Annotated in this window: 2 protein-coding genes; both read left to right on the top strand. The window is 65.1% G+C overall.

The genetic code is table 11. The annotated features are described in order from the left end of the window. On the top strand, positions 1 to 589 hold a 589-nt coding region (gene lnt / locus AB0O58_RS26675; RefSeq protein ID WP_082898908.1), incomplete at its 5' end, for an apolipoprotein N-acyltransferase. A 34-nt stretch (positions 590 to 623) separates the two neighbouring features. Further along, the coding region (locus AB0O58_RS26670) for a cytochrome c biogenesis protein ResB (protein WP_032400877.1) at positions 624 to 2,062 on the top strand (1,439 nt) is incomplete at its 3' end.

The following is a 2,062-nucleotide window of genomic DNA, read 5'->3' as shown; positions in this document are numbered from 1 at the left end:
CACCGGGCCCGGGCAGAGGCACGACAAGCGGCAACTGGTGCCGTTCGGGGAGTACCTGCCGATGCGCACGATCGTCACCGCACTCTCTCCCTATGCCGCCCAGGCAGGAAACTTCACCCCGGGCCAGGGCAACGGCGTCCTCGACCTCGCCGGAGTGCCCGTCGCGGTGGCCACCTGCTACGAGGTCGCCTTCGACTCGTTGCTCACCGACTCCGTGCGCGCCGGTGCCCAGCTGATCGCAGTGCCCACCAACAACGCCACTTTCGGTCGGACGAACATGACCTATCAACAACTCGCCATGTCGCGGGTACGAGCGGTCGAACACGGGCGCAGCGTCGTCGTGTCGGCCACCAGCGGCGTCAGCGCCGTCATCGATGCACGCGGGGAGGTCGTCGAGCGCACGGAGCTGTTCACCCCCGCAGCTGTCGTCACCGAGGTGTCACTGAGCACCACCCTCACCCCGGCGACGATCACCGGCAGCGTTCCGGAATGGATTGCCGCCACCGGCGCTGGTGCAGCACTGGCGTTCTCGCTGCTGCGCCGACCACGCTCCATCACACCGAACCCCGCAAACTACTATGTCGCGTAGTATTTAGATGGTGGTCGGTGAAGGGCGTGCGGAGATGACGATCGACGAACACCCCCGTGCGCACTCGCCGGGACTGGTGCGCAGAACAGTGGCGATGCTGCGCAACCGGTGGCGACAACTGACGTCGATGCGGACAGCGTTGGTGCTGCTGTTCCTCCTCGCCGCCGCAGCTGTCCCCGGCGCTTTGCTGCCGCAGCGCAATCTCAATACCCAGGCCGTCGATTCTTTCATTGCCGCGCGTCCGGTTCTCGGGCCGGTGATGGACACGCTGGAATTGTTCGACGTGTTCGCGAGTTCCTGGTTCACCGCGATCTACGTCCTGTTGTTCGTGTCGCTGATCGGCTGTCTGACTCCCCGGTTGATCGAGCACGGCAAAGCTCTTCGCGCACAACCTGTTCGAGTACCGCGAAACCTCACTCGACTACCGTTGCATCATTCGGGCACCCTCGCCGGTGACCCCGAGAAGGTGATCGCCGACATCGCGCGGCACTTGAAAGGGTGGCGTACCGCCGTTCGACCCGAGCCCGATGGGGCACTGACTCTCTCGGCGGAGAAGGGCTACACCCGCGAGGCCGGGAACCTGCTGTTTCACTTCTCGCTGATCGGTCTGCTCGCGGCCATCGCGATCGGCAAACTGTTCGGCTACGAAGGCTCGGTCATCGTCATCGCCGACAACGGGCCCGGTTTCTGCAACACCTCGCCCGCGATCTACGACTCCTTTCGCGCCGGCAACAGCACCGACGGCACCGGACTCGAGCCGTTCTGTATCCGGGTCAGAGATTTCACCGCCGACTACCTCGAGAACGGTCAGGCCGAGATGTTCACCTCGAACATCTCCTACCAGAGCGCCGACGACATCGCCGCCGACACCTGGCGCGACTATCAACTCAAAGTCAACGAACCCCTCCGGCTCGGCGACGAACGCATCTACCTCACCGGACACGGCTACGCCCCCGAGTTCACCGTCACCTTCCCCGACGGCCAGACCCGCACCGAAGCGCTGCAGTTCCGCCCCGACGACGCCACCACGTTCCTCAGCAGCGGCGCGCTGCGATTCGACCCACCCGGGGGGACCTACGCCACCGCCGAGGAGCGCCGCCGAGGGCAGATCGCCATCGAAGGACTCTTCGCGCCCACCGCGCAATTCAACGGCAACCTGCTCTCCTCCCGCTTCCCGGAACTGGTCGATCCCGCGGTGGCAGTGGACATCTACAAAGGCGACACCGGTCTCGACACCGGCATCCCGCAGTCGATCTTCTCCCTGGACCAGGAGATGATCAACCAGGGCCGGCTGGTCAAGCAGGACCGGGTCAACCTGCGGCCCGGAGAATCGACGACCCTCTCCGACGGCACCGTCGTCCGGTTCGACGGTGCCAAGGAATTCGCGAACCTCCAGGTCGGATACGACCCCGCGCAGCGGTGGGTGCTCGTGTTCGCGGTCACGATGATGACCGGACTACTGGTGTCCCTGGT

It is taken from the genome of Rhodococcus sp. NPDC080181, assembly GCF_040702225.1.
Classification (GTDB): Bacteria; Actinomycetota; Actinomycetes; order Mycobacteriales; family Mycobacteriaceae; genus Rhodococcoides; species Rhodococcoides fascians.
The sequence above is the reverse complement of the archived record's forward strand: the minus strand, read 5'-3'. Positions and strand labels throughout refer to the sequence as shown.